This is a genomic window from Anaerococcus ihuae (genome assembly GCF_928368155.1).
In the GTDB taxonomy this organism is placed as follows: Bacteria; Bacillota; Clostridia; order Tissierellales; family Peptoniphilaceae; genus Anaerococcus; species Anaerococcus ihuae.
On record NZ_CAKMRU010000002.1, the window covers coordinates 151,034 to 168,839 of the forward strand.

The 17,806-nt window shown below is 30.0% G+C and carries 15 protein-coding genes; 9 read left to right on the forward strand and 6 right to left on the reverse strand.

The genetic code is table 11. From position 1 onward, the window contains the following. Positions 1-806: 806 nt before the first annotated feature. Both L6653_RS06010 and L6653_RS06015 read left to right on the forward strand, forming a co-directional pair. Entirely contained in the window at positions 807-5,111 is a 4,305-nt protein-coding gene (locus L6653_RS06010; protein ID WP_236785959.1) for an FMN-binding protein, read from the forward strand. 27 nt (positions 5,112-5,138) lie between these two features. Further along, positions 5,139-5,825 (forward strand): ferric reductase-like transmembrane domain-containing protein, encoded by a 687-nt coding sequence (locus L6653_RS06015; protein ID WP_070605852.1) that lies wholly within the window; start codon positions 5,139-5,141, stop codon positions 5,823-5,825. A gap of 57 nt (positions 5,826-5,882) precedes the next feature. On the opposite strand, the gene L6653_RS06020 is transcribed toward L6653_RS06015, so the two are convergent. The 6 genes from L6653_RS06020 to L6653_RS06045 all read right to left on the reverse strand — a co-directional run bounded on the left by L6653_RS06020 (position 5,883) and on the right by L6653_RS06045 (position 11,473). Next, positions 5,883-6,872, reverse strand: coding sequence for a hypothetical protein (locus L6653_RS06020; protein ID WP_236785960.1), 990 nt, complete (start codon positions 6,870-6,872; stop codon positions 5,883-5,885). Continuing rightward, on the reverse strand, positions 6,869-7,375 hold the full coding sequence (locus L6653_RS06025; RefSeq protein WP_236785961.1) for a sigma-70 family RNA polymerase sigma factor: 507 nt from the start codon (positions 7,373-7,375) through the stop codon (positions 6,869-6,871). Before L6653_RS06025 ends, L6653_RS06020 begins: the two co-directional genes overlap by 4 nt. A gap of 127 nt (positions 7,376-7,502) precedes the next feature. Next, a complete protein-coding gene (locus tag L6653_RS06030) occupies positions 7,503-8,501 on the reverse strand; it encodes an ABC transporter substrate-binding protein (protein WP_236785962.1) in 999 nt (332 codons plus the stop codon). After that, entirely contained in the window at positions 8,491-9,177 is a 687-nt protein-coding gene (locus L6653_RS06035; RefSeq protein WP_236785963.1) for an ABC transporter ATP-binding protein, read from the reverse strand. The genes L6653_RS06030 and L6653_RS06035 overlap by 11 nt, the downstream gene beginning before the upstream one ends. Continuing rightward, entirely contained in the window at positions 9,155-9,940 is a 786-nt protein-coding gene (locus L6653_RS06040; RefSeq protein WP_236785964.1) for an ABC transporter permease, read from the reverse strand. The genes L6653_RS06035 and L6653_RS06040 overlap by 23 nt, the downstream gene beginning before the upstream one ends. Before the next feature lie 312 nt (positions 9,941-10,252). Next, positions 10,253-11,473, reverse strand: a complete 1,221-nt coding sequence (locus L6653_RS06045) for a hypothetical protein (RefSeq protein WP_236785965.1) — start codon at positions 11,471-11,473, stop codon at positions 10,253-10,255. 186 nt (positions 11,474-11,659) lie between these two features. On the opposite strand from L6653_RS06045, the gene glpX reads away from it, so the two are divergent. The 7 genes from glpX to L6653_RS06080 all read left to right on the forward strand — a co-directional run bounded on the left by glpX (position 11,660) and on the right by L6653_RS06080 (position 17,798). Continuing rightward, complete coding sequence (gene glpX, locus L6653_RS06050; protein ID WP_236785966.1) at positions 11,660-12,622, forward strand: class II fructose-bisphosphatase; 963 nt, start codon at positions 11,660-11,662, stop codon at positions 12,620-12,622. 594 nt (positions 12,623-13,216) lie between these two features. Continuing rightward, entirely contained in the window at positions 13,217-13,540 is a 324-nt protein-coding gene (locus L6653_RS06055; protein ID WP_236785967.1) for a V-type ATP synthase subunit H, read from the forward strand. Then, positions 13,527-15,467 carry a V-type ATP synthase subunit I gene (locus tag L6653_RS06060; RefSeq protein ID WP_236785968.1) on the forward strand — a complete coding sequence of 647 codons (1,941 nt, stop codon included), beginning with the start codon at positions 13,527-13,529 and terminating at the stop codon, positions 15,465-15,467. The genes L6653_RS06055 and L6653_RS06060 overlap by 14 nt, the downstream gene beginning before the upstream one ends. Beyond that, the gene (locus L6653_RS06065) at positions 15,460-15,927 is read left to right on the forward strand and encodes a V-type ATP synthase subunit K (RefSeq protein ID WP_236785969.1); all 468 of its coding nucleotides are present in this window, start codon (positions 15,460-15,462) and stop codon (positions 15,925-15,927) included. The genes L6653_RS06060 and L6653_RS06065 overlap by 8 nt, the downstream gene beginning before the upstream one ends. 9 nt (positions 15,928-15,936) lie before the next feature. Beyond that, positions 15,937-16,488: a V-type ATP synthase subunit E gene (locus L6653_RS06070; RefSeq protein ID WP_236785970.1), complete on the forward strand. Its 552-nt coding sequence runs from the start codon at positions 15,937-15,939 to the stop codon at positions 16,486-16,488. A 10-nt stretch (positions 16,489-16,498) separates the two neighbouring features. Next, entirely contained in the window at positions 16,499-17,494 is a 996-nt protein-coding gene (locus tag L6653_RS06075; protein WP_236785971.1) for a V-type ATP synthase subunit C, read from the forward strand. Then, entirely contained in the window at positions 17,487-17,798 is a 312-nt protein-coding gene (locus tag L6653_RS06080) for a V-type ATP synthase subunit F (protein ID WP_049690341.1), read from the forward strand. The genes L6653_RS06075 and L6653_RS06080 overlap by 8 nt, the downstream gene beginning before the upstream one ends. Positions 17,799-17,806: the final 8 nt, after the last annotated feature.

Below are 17,806 nucleotides of genomic sequence, written 5' to 3' on the forward strand. Positions count from 1 at the left end.
TGTATTATAAAAAATTTTTGTAAAAATAGAAGATATTTAAAAATAATCCAAAGTGTCAATTAATTTAAAGGAAATGGCGTTTGATTTGAAATCTTTGAATTTTTTTACATGAATTTAATATATTATACTTAGCCTTATTTAATTTATAGTAAAAATATTTTAAAGACTTGGATTTTGTTGGTTTTTTAGTTTTTTAAAAATTTTTATATTTAACAAAAAATAAATTGAAATATTGTGTTTTTTTCTACAATTTTGTATAATGGAACAGATAGTGATTATCACTATTAGAACTAATGGGTTTTTAAATAAAAAAACTTGTAAGAAGTTATAAATTTTTAGAAAGGGGGAAAAGTGAAAAAATAAAAATTGATATTGAAAAAATATAGCTAGATTATAAAGCGAATAAAGTAATCATATAAAGGTTTTAATTATAAAAATTTATAAGGATTTAGATTTGTATTTATTCGGCAAAATATTTGATTAGATAAAAATATTATGGAAAACTTTACTAAGAATATCAAATAAAAATTAGTTATTTTTAAAAATACTATAAAAATGAGAAAAGCAAAGTTATTTTTACCAATATCAAGACTTATAAACCGAATATTTTAGATAGAAATTAAAATTGATTTAAACATTTTGAAAAATATCTAAAAATTCATCCTTGCAAAATAGATTATTTAATTTATTTGCAATTTGGAGTTTATACTCCACAACTCAATAATTTTTAAGATTTTTATGTAAATGAAAATCAAAAAGGTTTAGGTTACCTTTAATAACCTAAATATATTTTGTAAAGAGGAAAGATGAAAAATACATTTTTAAAGAAAGTATTGACCTTTATTATTGTAGGATTAGCGTCTATGGCTATGATAAAATCTTCTATGTTTGTCTTAGAAAAAAATAAGCTTGCGGCTGAAAAAAAAGACAAAATAGTAAGCGATAGTGCTCGTCTTGCAACAGATTTAAAAGATGGTCAATACGAAGCAAGTTCTGAAGGTTATGGTGGTTTGTTGACTGTTAGAATAACTGTTAAAAATGGAAAATTAACAGACATCAAGATTTTATCCCATAATGAAACTGAGGAATATTTTAAAAAGGCTTCAGCGATAATAAAAGAAATTTTAAGAACAGGAAAAGTAGATGTAGATTCTGTTACAGGAGCAACCATATCATCAAATGCTATAAAGGATGCTGTTTTAAAAGCACTCCAAAAAGCTGGTTCGAAAGAAAAAATAAAAGAAAAAGCTAAAAAAGAAGATAAAAAACCAGTAGAAGGTTTAAAAGATGGAGAGTATTTTGGTAGCGCAAATGGATATGGTGGAAATTTAACCGTAAAAGTAATCATAAAAAATGGAAAAATAAGTGGAATAGAAGTTGTTTCACAAAATGAAACACCAGAATATTTTAATAGAGCTTATGCTGTAATAAATAAAATTTTAAGTAGTGGAAGTGTAAATGTAGATTCAGTAACAGGAGCTACAGTATCATCAAATGCTATAAAAATGGCAGTAGCTGATGCCCTTCACAAAGCTGGCTCTAAGGAAAATGCAAAAGTACAAGCTGTAAATAAAGCATCAAGCAATAATAAAAGAGCAAATGCTAAAGGGACAGTAGCAATTGGAAATAAAGACCTTAAAGATGGAGTTTACACAGGCTCAGGTCAAGGATTTAATGGGCCAATAAGAGTTAGAGTAACCATATCAAAAGGCTCAATAACAAATGTAGAAATACTTTCACACAGCGATGACAATCCATATTTTGGTCGAGCAAGATCAGTTATATCAAAAATTTTAGGAAAAGCTGACAAAAGTGTTGATACAGTTTCTGGTGCAACATATTCAAGCAGAGGAATACTTGATGCAGTAAGAAATGCTCTATCAAAAGCAGGTGGAAGCAAAAATGTTGATAATAAAAATAAAAAACCATCAAATACAGGTCAAGCAAAAAAACCAAATAAAAAACCAGAAAAACCAAGTAAAGATAATAAGATTTACAAACAATACAAAGATGGTGTCTACGAAGGAGTAGCAGAAGGCTTTAATGGTCCAATAAAAGTAAAAGTAACCATAGCAAAAGGTTCAATAACAAAAGTAGAAATCCTTTCACACAAAGAAGATGATCCTTATTTTAGCAAATCAAAAGGAGTAATCTCAAAAATGCTTGGTAAGCCTGGCAAAAATGTGGATACAGTATCAGGAGCAACATTCTCAAGCAAAGGAATAATAGATGCTATAAATAATGCTGTATCAAAAGCTGGAATTGAAAATAGTCCATCAAAACCTGACAAAAAGCCAGACCAACAAAAACCAGAAGAAGATAAGAAACCAGAAAAACCAAGCGAAGAAAAAATAGATGATGCCCTTAAAAAATATTATAACGATCAACCATTAAAAGACGGCGAATATACAGGATGGGGCATTGGATATATTAATACAAGAAAAATCAGAACATATATAAAAGTCGAAAATGGAGAAATTTCTGAAATAAGAGTAGGAGAAAATTCAGAATACGGCGATGATATGGGACCATTTAGACAAAAAGCAGAAAAAGTTTTATCCTTTATAAAAGGAAAAGATGGAAGACTAAATCTTGCAAAAATGGGATTATACAGAGAGTATTTTGAAACAATAAGAAAAAGTAGTAACCCAAAAGCAAAAGCATTAGAACTTTTTGGTGCAGAATATGCAAATAATCTTAACGGATATAGAAATGATAATTCAGAATCAGATTTAACACTAATTTCAAGAACAGTAAAAGCTTATATGTCCAAAAAATATAAGTCAAAAGAATTATTTGATAGCGTGACAGGTGCGACAGTTAGTGCTAGTGGAATATCATCAGCAGCAAGAGAGGCGACAAAAAAATCATCAAATGATTACATTACAAATTCAGATGTAAAAGAAATCACAATAACAGCTCCAAAAAATAAAAACATAGAAGTAAACAAAGGCGATGGAGTTGATTTTACAGAAATGAAAGTAAACTTAATCAAAAAAGATGGAAGCCAAAAAGAAGTAGAATGGAAAGATTTCAAAGAAAATGGAATTAGCATTACAGACGAAAATGGAAAAACAATAGAAAACGGAAGCGACTTAAAAAATTATGCTAACAAAAAAATTATAAAAGCAAAAGTAATGCACCAAAAATCACTATCCTATGATGACTTTAGAATTTTAATCGGAAAATATAGTAAAGATTATATAATCGGATTAGAATACAGCGCAGATGGAAATAAGTGGTACAAAGTCGATAAAGTTGAAATGGATTACGTAGATAAAAGAAATATTTCCGACCATCAAGTTATCGATGCACCAACATCATTTGAATTTGAAAAAGTAAAACTTAGAGCAGTATCAAAAAATGGTAATCGTTATGAGTACACAGGCGATAAATTGCCAGTAAATAGACAAGTAAAATATACATTGCTCAAAGAAGAAAATCCAAATACACCAAAGACAATATATGTAAACTTCCAATTATCAGGAGAAGAATCCGATAAAAATTTAGTAGAAGAAAAAGAAAAAGAAGAAAAGCCAAAACCACAAGAAGAAGAAATAGAAGTAGACCAAAAAGTAATAGACACAAGTCTAATGGAATCAAACGGTCAACAGTGGATAGAAGGCAAAGAAATAAGACCAGCAACAGTAACAAGTTTAGATAAAGACGCAGAAATATTAAAAGAAATAGATGGATTACCAAAAGGCTTAATCTTTGATGGAAAAACAATAACAGGAATCCCAGAACCAAGCAATGAAGGTTGGCCAGAAGACGGCAGTGGATTTAAAACAATAACATTAAAATTCAAAGCAAAGAAAAAAGGCAAACTCTTAGTAAGAAAAATCACATATTGGTTGTACAGAGACAAAGATAGAGATGGCATATCCGATGACGAAGATAAAGATCACGGCGAAAAATTCACGCCACAAAGAAGCTCAAGCAAACCAATAATAGTAGAAGGGAAAGCCCCAAGTCTAGAAGAATACAAAGAAAGATTTTCAAACATACCAAAAGACGGTTCAGTAGAAGTAAGCTTTAAAAACAAACCAGACTACAGCAAAGTAAGCGAAGTCCCACAAAGAGTGTACCTACAATTCAAAAGCAAAGGAACAAAAGAAGTAGGCGAAGCTTACGTAATGGTAATAGTGAAAAAAGCCGTTGAAAAAGAAGAAAAGCCAAAACCACAAGAAGAAGAAATAGAAGTAGACCAAAAAGTAATAGACACAAGTCTAATGGAATCAAACGGTCAACAGTGGATAGAAGGCAAAGAAATAAGACCAGCAACAGTAACAAGTTTAGATAAAGACGCAGAAATATTAAAAGAAATAGATGGATTACCAAAAGGCTTAATCTTTGATGGAAAAACAATAACAGGAATCCCAGAACCAAGCAATGAAGGTTGGCCAGAAGACGGCAGTGGATTTAAAACAATAACATTAAAATTCAAAGCAAAGAAAAAAGGCAAACTCTTAGTAAGAAAAATCACATATTGGTTGTACAGAGACAAAGATAGAGATGGCATATCCGATGACGAAGATAAAGATCACGGCGAAAAATTCACGCCACAAAGAAGCTCAAGCAAACCAATAATAGTAGAAGGGAAAGCCCCAAGTCTAGAAGAATACAAAGAAAGATTTTCAAACATACCAAAAGACGGTTCAGTAGAAGTAAGCTTTAAAAACAAACCAGACTACAGCAAAGTAAGCGAAGTCCCACAAAGAGTGTACCTACAATTCAAAAGCAAAGGAACAAAAGAAGTAGGCGAAGCTTACGTGATGGTAATAGTGAAAAAGGCTGTTAAAAAAGAAAATAGTCAAGATAAACCTTCTAGCAAAAAGGCTATAAAGAAAAAGGAAAATTCTAAAAATAAAATAGAGGAAAAACCGTCTTTAAAACCTTCTGTAAATGAGAAAAAATATCCTGATAAAAATGAATCGAATAAAGATTCTGGTAATAAAGAGTTAGAAAAAACTGAAAAAGAAAATACTGAAAATGAAAAAGATTCTCTCAAAATTCAAAGCACAAAAAACTCTCAATTGCCCCCTTTAGAAAAAAATAAAGAGGAAATTATCATTGATGAAAGTAAAAATCCTATACAAAAGGAACAATAAGCTTATGAAAATAGAAAGGAGAATAAGATGACTTTAATTACTGGAATTTTGTTTACTATAATTTTTTATAGTTTAACTAAGGATTTGATTAAAAAATATCCTGTCATATTTTATCTAGGAATATATGCTTGGACAGGATTTGTAGTTTATTATTATAATATGGGCTTTGATAGAAATTTCCCTACTTGGTTTAATGAATATTTTATGAAGATATTTTCAAGGGGGATATTTGCTACAGCTTCATTTATGATAGTAATGTTTTTAGGAACTATTACAAAACATAATGATTTTTCAAAAAAATTGATGGCAATTCGTGGAGAAATGTCTATAATGGCAAGCTTATTAGTTTTTAGCCACAATATAATATTTGGTTTGCGTTATTTCCCAATTCTTTTTACAAATCCTAGCTCTATGCCTCAAAGACAATTAATAGCATCAATAATAACAATATTTTTATTGTTGATGCTGATTCCTCTTTTTGTAACTTCTTTTAAGACAGTTCGTCGCAAAATGAAAGCTAAAAGTTGGAAAAATTTGCAAAAAATGGCATATCCATTTTTCATAGGAATATATGTCCACGTTATGGTGTTATATTCTTCGAATTGGAAAGAAAATATGGTAGGAGTGGTTATATATACGCTTATATATTTGGCTTATATAATCCTAAGATTAAGAAAAAGAAATATAAAAATGCAAAAATCATTGGCAAAATAAAAATAAAAAATCCTCAAAATGAATTTAATTTCATTTGAGGATTTTTTTGTCCTTATTTTATTTGGCACTTAATGAAAATTCTGCAAATTTTTCAAAGTTTCCATCACTTTCTTTGCCAGAATTTTCATTCATTTTTGAACGGCTTAGGGTAAAATTAAATTTTCTTCCATCTTTTATTTCATCTAGGCTTAAGTCTGAGAAATAATTGTTGAAAATAAAAGTTGTTGAATTTTCATCTGCGATTCTTTCATCTAGAGAAATTTCATTTCCTTTTTCGTCAACTCCTTTTAATTCATAAACATAGGCTTGATCAAGATTTTTTATTGTTGCTGTAAGGGTCATTGGATTTATTTTCATTAATGAGATTGTGGCGTTTGTTCCTTTTATTTTTAAATTTTCAGCGAAAATTTTGTTGTCTTCGTTTATTGTATTCATTGGAGATTCTATTGAAATTATTTGGCTTTTATTTGTGTCTGCAAAATATAAATCTACGCTCGCCTTATCTTTTTTTGGAAAAGATTTGTCAAAATTTATCATAAGATTTTCTGATGATGTTTTTTTATCTTCTAACAAACCTTCGCTTCCTGATGAGCCAATAGCTTTATAAGTTTTCCCATCAACTACCACCTTATACAAATGTGAATTGTTTTTTGTATTTTCTTTAAAATTTTCTCCATTTCTTAGGGTGTTTATAAAGATTTTATTATCTTCAAAGGCTATATTTCCGATTACAAATGAATCTTCTCCAACTGTTACTGGTTTATTAATTTCTGCAATATATTTGTAGGAATCAGGACTTGCACCAAAGGCTTCCATCATTGTTACTTTTATGTCTGTTGTAAATTTTGAAACTTCGGCTTTTACAATTGGAATATTAAGTCCAGCTACTAGGATTAATGCAGCTGCTATTGGTAAAAATTTTTTTGATTTTTTATTTTTTTTGTAGGATTTTGCAGTTTTTATTAATTTTTCTTTTTCAAAGTCGTTTAATTCGATTTTTTCAATTTCAAAATCCATATCATTTATTTTGTCATAGATATTTTTCATAATTTGCTCCTTAAAGTTTTTTTGGCACGGCTTACTTTGTTGTAGAGCCTGTCTTTTGGAATTTTTGTGATTTTTTCTAAATCATCGTAGGAATATCCTTCTATAAATAATTTTTTAAAAATCTCCCTGTCTTTTTTTGACAACATTTCAAGAATTTTTTCACTTTCATCAAAATTTTCCAAATTTTTATCATAAATAAAACCGGAAACATCATCAAGGTCAAGGCAGTCGTGTTTTGCTTCTTTTCTAATTGCATCAATTGCCTTGTATTTGGCAACTCCTGCACACCAATTTTTAAAAGATGACCTAGTAGGATCATAAGAATTTATATTATCCCAAATTCCAAGGAGAGCATCATTTAAAATTTCGTCTAAAATATTTCTCCTATTTCCTATAGTTTTTACAATAACTCCTTTTAATATAGGCCCATAAAGGTTAATGAATTCAATCAAATATTTTTCATCTTTGTTTTTAATTCCTTTTATTAAATTTTTATCATCCATTATTTCCTCCTTTACCTATATATTCGTATAAAGTTGAGCAAATCTATCCTTATTTTAAATTATATATTTAATTTTTTATAAAAAAACCACCTCGTTATTTTCGAGATGGTTTGTAAGTCTTAAAATTTTATTCAAATAAAAGATTAATATCAAAATCTTTTTCTATCATTTTATTATCTAACATAAATTTCTTAGTTCTTTCGAATCCTTCTTTGTCTTTATCTGTGATTTTTGTTGAAAAATCATACATTGGGAACATATAATCGTAGGCCTTATCGTCAAGATCTAGTTCTTTTTTTACTATTTCTTTTGTTTGGTCTTTGTTATCTTCCATAAATTCTGAGATTTCAGCTTGAGCATCGTCAAGGGCCTTGATTACATCAGGATGGTCTTTGGCAAATTTTTCTGAACTTGCTACACAAATTATTGCATCTATCAAATCTTCACCGTTTGTAATTTCATACAAACCTGCTTCTTTTGCTTTATAAGCTGCAGGTCCTCCCAAAAGTGCCACGTCCAAATTTCCTGAATCTAGGGCAGCTGCTGCGTCTGGGATTTGCATATTTGAAAATTCTACGTCTTTTTCGCTCATTTTTTCTTTTTCTAAGTATGCCAAAAGTTCTTGGTGGAGGTTGGTTCCTGCAGGTCCTCCGATTTTTTTACCTTTTAAATCTTTAGGATTTTTGATTGAATCATCTTTAGAAAAAAGTGAGAATGCCTTTGGAGCTCTTGAATACATATTTAAAACTTTGATGTCTTGACCGTTTGCCTTGGCAAGAATTGCAGAAGATCCTCCCAAAGCATAAAGAATATCAACGTCTCCGCTTGCAAGGGCCGCTGTTTGATCTGCGCCACTTGTGATTTCCTTGTAATTAATTTTTACACCTGGTAGGTGTTTTTTGAAAATTTCCTTATTTTTTTCAATTATTGATGGAACATTTAAGGGTGATGTTACATAAGTTATGTTTAGTTCATCGACAGATAATTTTTCTTCACTTTGGGAAGCTTCGTTTGACATAGCATTTGACATATCGTTTGAATTTTCTTTATTTTCCTTGTTTGAGCAAGCTGTGATTGCAAAAACTAGGGAAAAAATTGATAAAATTTTTAATAATTTATTTTTCATTTCCTTCTCCTATTATTTTTTTAAATTTATCTCTTAAAATTTCCTTGGAGATTTTTTCATCTTCAAGGTTGAAATCGGAGACTATTTTTCCTTTTTTCATTATTATAAGCTTTTGGCCCAAATTGAGGGCTTCTTCTAGGTCGTGGCTTACAAATAAAAATCCGGAATTTTTAATTTTCATATATGAAAGTAACTCCATTTCTAGTCTTTCCTTGCTTATTTCATCTAAAGATGCAAAGGGTTCATCCAAAAGCATGAAATTATTTGGGAAAATAAGAGCACGGGCAAGGGAAACTCTCGCCTTCATCCCACCAGAAAGCTGGGAAGGGTAGGCTTTTTCAAAACCCTCAAGGCCCATTATTTTTATCCGTTTTTGGCAAAGTTCTTGATTTGGATTTGAAAACATTATATTTTCTTCAAGGTTTAACCAGGGCAAAAGTCTTGGATTTTGAAAAACAAGGGAAGTTTTAATGCCATTATTTAAAATTTTCCCAGAATCTATTTCCAAAAGTCCACCAAGAGCTTTGAGCAGGGTGGATTTTCCACACCCCGAAGGGCCTATAAGTACATTTCTTTTTTGAGGATCTAATTTCAAGTTTATTTTATCAAGTGCCTTAATTTCTTTATCTTCAATTTTATAAGTTTTACAAAGATCAATTAGACTTATACCATTCATTTTTAAGATCTCCCTTCAAAAATAAGCTTGCAAATTTTACGAAAATTTTATCAGAAATCATTCCTATAAAACCAATCATAAAAATTCCCACAAGAACCTTGTCAGTCCTTGACATTAGCCTTGAAAAATTAATCAAATAACCAAGTCCCTTCGATGCTGCAAGCATTTCCGCAGCAATAATTGACCTATAAGCATAGCCAAGTCCAATTCTTGCACCGACAAAAATATCCACAAGGCTTGAAGGAAGGATGATTTTTCTAAAAATTTCCCCGTCCTTGTAGGAAAAAGAGCGTGCCATTTCAATCAAATCTGAATCTGTCACCATAAATCCTTTTTGGATATTTAAAAATATTGGGAAAAATGATGCCATAAAAACTATGGTGATTTTACTAACTTCCCCAATCCCAAGCCATAAAATCAAAAGAGGAATAAGGCCAAGGGGTGGAATATTTTTCAAAAAATCCAAAAGATTGGAAAAATATGGGTAGGTTTTTGGTTTCAAATAAAAGAAAAGTGCCAAGAAAAATCCCACAATAAGCGCCAGAAAATAACCGATAAAAACCCTATATAAACTTGCCAAAAGATTGGTAAAAATTGTCCCATCAAAAACCATATCACAAAAAGTTTCAAAAACTTTGACAGGTCCAGGCAAATAAATAGGCGAAAAAATCCCGATTTTATAGATTATTTGCCAAATTAGTAAAATTATAAAAAATACCAATAGATTTTTCTTTGTCTTAGAAATAAAGTTATTTTTTTTCATAAAAACCCCCTAACATTTTACCAGAAATTGAGAAAGTTTATCAAAAAAATTATAAAATTTTTGAGAATTAAAAATTAAAAGGATGAATTTGTTTTAAATTAGGAAAAAATAGGAAATCTCAATGATTATATTTGTGTTTTAATTAAAATAAACACGAGAGATCTCTCGACAAGCTCGAGATGGGTTATCATTTTATTTAATTACTTCTGAAGGAGAAATTATAAATAAATCTTATTAATATATTGATTTCAAATAAAAAAAGACAGGAAGAAAACTCACTGTCTTTAGATTTATATTTGTTTTTTCAAACTATTATTCAAATTTCAAAGAATTAACAATATTTTCATTCAAAATTTGTGTTTTATTAGTATTTTTTAATGGACCAGTAAGAATCATATTTACAAAATAATCATCAGTTTCAAAGGCTATTTTTTCACCTTCTAGGGAGAATTGTTCAGTGTAGATTCTCACCTTCGATTTCATAAATAACTTATCGTTGACCATTTCTTCCTTAACAATTCCCATTGGAGATATAAAAGCTGGTGGGATTTGAGTGCCTTGGCTTTGGTTGAAAGATTTTTTGAGGTCCATATCGTCGTCTTTTTTTATTTTTGAAATCAAAATTTGATTTATGGTTTTTCCGGAAAATTGGTTTTCAAAAACAGTCAAGGACTCGCTATCTTGGATTTTCTTCATATTTTCTGGAATATTGAAGGAAAAACCATCCATATCAATTTTTTCTGTTGCATAAAGGTCGATTTTTTTATCAAAAGACTTGAAAGATTTTGCCACCATGTTAAAATCTTCACTTTCAGGATAGGTAGTTGACAATAAATCTGCCATTATATAAGGAGAAAATTGAGATTTTTCCTTGTCTTCTACAATTTGAAATTTTAAAACATTTGTAGGTGTCGCCATAAAAATATTGGTATAGGAAAATTTATTGTTTTCAATTATTGAATAAGTAGATTTTTTGTCCTCACTTTCAAGAACAATTGGTTTTTGGACTACATTGGCATTTTCAATACCTGAATTATAAGTTTCCTTGTCAGAAAATTTATAAAGGTCGGTCTTTATTTCAACTTCGGATTTTTCTCCATCTTTAAATAATTTTTTTATATTAATAGATAAGTCGTAAAAATCAGATTTTGGAAAATCAACAACATATTGGCCATCTTTTGAATAAAGCTTGCACCTATCAGGAATTCTTATATTAAGGGCTGATAAGTAAATATTTTTGTTATAATCTAGATTTTTAAGTTCATCAGCATTGTAAGGCTCATCAGAGTCGCTAGAAAGATTATCTGGATAATCTCCCAGCATCCTATCAATAAATATAGAATTATCTCTTTTATATCCTTCAATATTATCGTGCTTATATTCTAATCTTTTCTTTTCTTTCTTTTCATTTGATGATGATTCAGAAGAAATGCTTTGATTTTTTAAATTGCTATCATTAGATTTATTTATATTTTCGTTTTTTCCACAAGAAGAAAAAATTAATATAAATAGAAATATCAAAATTTTTTTCATAAATACTCCAAATTTCTTTTATTCATTGATTATATCATAAATTCTTAAAAATTAAATTAATTAATTTTTTTATAGGCTTTAAAAAATATAAAAAAGTCTTTAAAAAAATTTCACTTCTTGGTATCATTAAATATAGGAAATGGTTTATTTCCGACAAACTTTAAGAAGAAATCTAAAGGAGAAAAAATGAATAGAGACTTAGGTATCAACTTATGTAGAGTAACCGAAGCAGCAGCCCTTGCAAGCGCAAAATACTTGGGCAAGGGAAAGAAAAACGATTCTGATAATATCGCAGTAGACCAAATGAGGGCTATGTTTAATTATTTGGGCATAAACGGAAGAGTTGTAATAGGGGAAGGCGAAATCGACGAAGCTCCTATGTTATACATAGGTGAAGAAATTGGAGATATGAGCCAAGATGACGTTGTAGATATAGCCGTTGACCCAATCGACGGAACAGCATCTCTTGCAAACGGAACAAGCAATTCGATTTCAGTTATTGCAGTAGCACCAGAAGGATGCCTATTAAATGCTCCAGATGTATATATGAATAAAATTGCCACAGGCAGTAAAGCAAAGGGCGTTATAGACATAAATAAATCTACAAAAGAAAATATAGAAAATGTAGCAAAGGCTTTAAACAAAAAAGTTTCAGATATAACAGTTTCTGTTTTGCACAGACCAAGACACGAAAAATTGGTTGAGGAAATAAGAGAAGCTGGAGCAAGAATTTCCATGGTAGAAGACGGCGATGTTTTAACAGCCATAGCCACAGAATTATCAGGTGGAAAAATTGACCTTATAATGGGAATAGGCGGAGCTCCAGAAGGAGTAATAGCGGCTGCAGCCCTAAAATGTTTGGGAGGAGATTTCCAAGGAGTATTTGCCCCATCAGACTCTAAACAAGTTAAAAGATGCCTAAAAATGGGAGTAGATTTTGACAAAGTTTATACAATAGACGATTTGGTAAAAGGAGAGGACGTTTTATTTGCAGCAACAGGAATAACTGATGGCACATTTTTAAAAGGCGTATCCTATACTAAAAACAATATGGCAGAAACCCAATCACTATTATTGAGACTTCCATCAGGAACAATAAGATATATCGACTCAATTCATAAACTCGATCAAAAATTAGACCAAAAATAAGGACAAAAAAGAAAGGCCTATAAATATAAAAAGAATGGCTTGTAATATAAAATGAGATTTTTTGGGGATTATGTAAGCTTTACTTAAATAATATAAAGAAATAATCCCCAAAAAAATAGAAAAAATTTTAGATAAGAAAAAATTTCTTACAAAAATATGATTAAGAGCTGTTAGAAAATATGTAAGAATAAATAGGGATAAGTAGAAAACTTGTCTTTTATTTTTGTTTTATTAAAAATTTTATTTGATAAATTAAACATAAAAATTTCCTTTCAGATAACGATAACTATTATCAATTCTATTATATAAAATGAGAAATTTTTGTCAACAGAATACATAATTATAATAAAATTTTAAAATAGAATACAAAAATAGTAGGAAAATTTTAAAATAGAACATAAAAATAGTAAGAAGATTCTAAAATAAAATACAAAGATTGTAGGAGTACTTTAAAAATAAAGTCAATAAAAGAGAAAATCTTTGAAAAAGAAATTCTAATATTTTAAAATTCCTATAAATATTATTCAAATTGGGTAATATATATTTATATGGTCAATATGCTATAATAATACTGTATATAGTAGGAGGTGAAGGATGGCAAGCGATGTAATTAACCAAGTTAAAGATGCAGAAATTGCTGCTGACAAACTTGTAGACGATGCCAAAATAAAAGCCAAGGAAATAATTGAATCTTCAAAAATCGAGGCTAGCAATTCTTACAAAGAAAAAATCGAAAAGGCAAAAAAAGATGCTAATGATTTAATCGAAAAAGCAAAGGAAGAAGCAAGCGAGGAAAAGATTCCACTTATTGACAAGGCAAAAGAAGAAAGCAAGGATATTTTAAACCAAGATGGGGGAAAAATTGATGGGCTTTTAGATCTTTTAACAGAAAGGATTGTAAATAATGGCAATAGTTAAAATGGATAAGTTTAATCTTTTCTCTTTTGAAAATAATAGATCAAACCTTCTAGATATTTTACAAAAGTTTAACTATGTTCATTTTAACGATCTTGCGGTCGATGAAAAAGAAGATTACCTAAAAAAGGTATCTAACCAAGAAAATCTTACAAGAATTGACGAAGAAAGGTCAAAACTTGAATATGCAATTAATTCTATAGAGAAATATTTGGATAAGGAAGAATTATCTTCAATACAAAGAAAGGACATGAGCCTTGATCTTCTCTACAAAGAAGGTGAAAATTTCAAGTTTGACGAAATTTATCCAAAACTAAAAGAGTACTTAGATATAAGGGATAAAAGTCAAGAAAAAATCAAAAATTTAAAGGCTTCAAACGAAGAACTTAAAGTTTTCAAAGATGTGGATTTAGACATAAAATCCATTGAAGACGCTCACAGATTTTACGTAGAAATAGGCTCAATCGCAGATCAGTTTTACAAAGATTTTGACCAAGATTTGGTGAAAAAAGATTTTAAAACTGCTATGGTTTTGGATATATCCAAAAAGGAAAGCCTAAATTATGTAATAGCCTTATCAAATCTTGATGAAGCAAAAGATTTTAAAGAATTTTTGAGAGATCACGGCTTTTCAAAAGCCAATATCAAGACCAAAAAGAAAGTTAGTGAAAAAATAGCTTTAAACCTAGAAGAGATAGAAAATTTAGAAGAAAAGTTAGAAAAAAGTGAAGAAGAAATAAAGGAGATGAAAAAGTACCTCCCAGACTTCTACCTTTACCAAACTTATCTAGAAAATTTAAGAAAAAAAGAAGCAAGTAGTGAATATTTCCTAAAAACAAAAAGAGTAGATCTTATAGAAGGCTACATTCCACACAAGCTAAACGATAAGTTTAGAAAAGACTTGAAGGAAGTTTTGGGAGAAAATTTTGTACTTGATATAAAAATTGCAGATAAAGATGATCCGAATGTTCCAATAATTCTTGATAATAACAAGCTTATAGAACCTTACGAATCAGTCGTAGAAACCTACTCTCTACCAAAATATAACGAAGTTGATCCAACCCTTTTGGTTTCAATTTTCTATACAATATTTACAGGATTTATGCTTGGAGATTTGGGTTATGGATTAATACTCTTTATCGGAACAATTTTACTTAGAAAATACAAAGATTTACCAGAGTCAACTGACAAAATGGTAAGACTTTTTACAAGAGTTGGACTTTCAGGATGTGTATTTGGATTAATATTTGGTTCATTTTTTGGAGGAATAATTCCTCTTCCAGGACTAATTGATACACAAAAAGATTTCAACACCCTAATGGTTATCTCACTTATAATCGGTGGAATATCATTATTTACAGCTCTTGGTGTAAAAGGATATATGCTAATTCGAGATGGAGATCCACTCGGAGCCTTGTTTGATGCTGTCTTATGGTATATGGCAGTAGGAGGAGCAATAGCCCTTTACTTACTTGATGGTTCAGGTAAAAATATAGCCAAAATAATAATGATAATAGGTATGATAGGCATAGTCCTTACAGGAGGACGTGAAAACAAATCAATTGGAGGAAAGGCCGCAGGAGGTTTATATTCTCTATACGGAATGAGTTCTTGGATTGGAGATTTCGTATCATTTTTAAGACTTATGGCCCTTGTTCTTTCAGGAGGATTTGTTGCTTATTCAGTAAACTTGATTGTAGGAATGTTATGGCCTGCAGGAATTTTAGGCAAGATAGGAGCTATCATAGTTTTTGTAATTTTCCAATTATTTAACCTATTCCTATCAACCTTATCAGCATACGTTCACTCCCTAAGGCTTGTTTATGTAGAAATGTTTAACAAGTTCTATGAAGGTGGCGGAAAGAAATTTAGACAAATGATAGAAAACAGTAAATTTATAAATATAATCACAGGAGGATACAATGGTTGATTTTTTAGTTGAAAACGGTGGAAACATAATGGGAGCAGTAGCTGTTGCTATAGCAGTATTCCTATCAGGAATGGGATCTGCAAAAGGAACAGGAATGACAGGAGAAGCAGCTGCAGGTTTAACTGTAGAAGAACCACAAAAATTTGGTAAAGCACTTGTACTACAACTTTTACCAGGTACACAAGGACTTTACGGCTTTGTAATCGGATTTATGATTTTAGGAAAATTAGGTGGAGGCCTTAACTTCCAAGAAGGACTTTATTATATATTTGCAGCACTTCCAATTGGAGTAGTTGGATATTTCTCAGCAGTAGCCCAAGCAAAAGTAGCAGTATCAGGTATGAATATACTTGCAAAAAACGAAGATAATTTCGTACAAGGTATAGTTTACGCAGTAATGGTTGAGTTATATGCAATCTTAGGATTTGTAATTTCCCTACTTCTAGTAAACAATATATAAGGCTTTATTATGAACAATCTTGATTTATTATTAGATGGAATAAGAAAAGATGGGCAAAAAGAAGCCGATCATATCCTATCTAATGGTCAAAAAAGAAAAGAAGAAATAATAAAAGAATCAGAAGAAAAAGCCCAAAGACAAGTCTCACAAATAATAGAAAATGCCCAAAAAGAAGCGAAAAGAATAAAAGAAAATTCAAAAGTAACTGCAAATAGACAGGCGAGAGATATAAAAATCGGAGCAAAAAACCAAGTTGTAGAAGAAGTTTTAGAAAAACTAATTAAAAAATTAGAAAAACTAGGACCAAATTCCTACAAAACTTTTGTCCTAAATAGACTAAAAGATTCAGGAATAGAAAAAGGCGAAATTCTTTTACAAAAAGACATGAAATTTCATTTCAAAGAAGAAGATTTTGGTGGACTAAAAATATCAAATGAGAGCGTAGATGGAGGATTTGTAGTAAAGAACGGAAAAATTATTTACGACAATACCTTTAAATCTTTGGTAAATTTTGAAAAAGATTCTTTAGAAAAAATAATAGTTGATGAAATATTTAAGTGAGGTGATTTAGATGGATAGAGAAAAATTTATCCGCCCATCAATTACTACAAGAGTATACGAAAAAAATCTCCTTACTTCAGAAAATTTAAAAAGGCTAATAGATACAGACAATCTTGAAGAAGCTATATCAAGTTTAAATGACACAAAATATGGAGAATATTTACAAAAATTAGATAGACCAGAAGACTACGAAAAAGTTCTATCCCAAGTTCTTTTACAGTCATACAAGGATATGATAAAAATAAGTCCAGATGAAAATTTGGTAAAATACTTGGAAGAAAAATATAATTTCCATAATTTAAAAGTTTTATTAAAAGAGCTAATTCAAGACGAAGATTACAAATCAATCTATATTGACATAGGAAATATTGACCTTGTAAAATTAAAAAGAAATCTAAAAGAAGATTTACTTGATGATAATAAGTACTTATCCTATGCCAAAAAAGCCCTAGACCTTTACGAGGAAAACAAAGATCCTCAAGATATAGACCTATCTTTGGACAAAGATTTTTATGAAAAACTTCTAGAAGATGCAAAAAACCTAGATTATGAAAGTTTGATAAATTTCACCAAAGAAAGAATTGACCTTACAAACTTAAAAGCACTTTTAAGAATAAAAGGTCAAGACCAAAGTGTCGATTTATTGGAAAAAGCCCTAATAGATGGTGGAAACATTGAAAAAAATCTCTTTAGAGATTCATTAAATGCAGAAAAATCATCATACACAAACCTATTTTTCAAAGAAAAAATTTACCCAAAAGTAAAAGATGCTTTGGAAGAAAATGATTTGTATAAGGCTATGCAAAAAATCGAAAAAATAATTGATAACCACTTGATGGACTTTGCAAAAGAGAGCAAAAAAGTAAGCTATGGTCCAGAGGTTATTATGGGATATCTTATAAGTCGTGAAATGGAAATTAAAAATTTAAGAATTATCCTAACAGCCAAATTAAATTCACTTTCTCGTGAATTTATGGAAGAAAGGTTGCGTGATCTATATGTATAGGGTAGCCGTAATAGGAGATAAAGATTCAGTCCTAATGTTTAAAGCGTTGGGAGTTGATGTATATACAGCAGTAGATGGAGAAGATGCAAAAAAACTTGTAAAAAAACTTGCCCAAGAAAATTTTGGCATAATATTTATTACAGAAGATTTTGCAGCAAAAATCCAAGATACTATAGACAAATACAGAGAAGAAATGACTCCAGCAATTATACTTATACCATCCAACAAGGAAGATCTTGGACTTGGAATGGCAGATATAAATAAGAGTGTAGAAAAAGCTGTTGGAGCTAACATTTTGAACTAGAAGGAGAC